Annotated in this window: 1 protein-coding gene; it reads right to left on the bottom strand. The window is 49.2% G+C overall.

Going from position 1 to position 238, the window contains the following annotated elements; all coding sequences use genetic code 11:
* A partial coding sequence (locus tag B4033_RS06350) for an alanine:cation symporter family protein (RefSeq protein ID WP_286832753.1) occupies nucleotides 1-238 on the bottom strand: 238 nt, incomplete at both ends.

Genomic DNA, 238 nt, shown 5'->3' with positions numbered 1-238 from the left:
TAAATAATGCGGTAAGGCAGAACAAACTTTTCACCGAGCAGGTAAGTCGCACATTTTTCGCCGTAGTAGCTCCAGCCCAGAATAGTGGAGTAGGCAAAGAAGATAATGCCGAAAGTCACGACCCAACCACCAACGCCCGGTAACAGTTTGTCGAATACACCGATGGTCAGTACCGCACCAGTTTGACCACCAAAATCATTGCCCGCCATGATAAAGCCCATCACCAGCACAATACCGG

Source organism: Acinetobacter sp. UBA3132 (assembly GCF_002364825.1).
GTDB classification, from domain to species: Bacteria; Pseudomonadota; Gammaproteobacteria; order Pseudomonadales; family Moraxellaceae; genus Acinetobacter; species Acinetobacter schindleri.
This window is presented reverse-complemented; position numbering and strand designations above follow the sequence as displayed.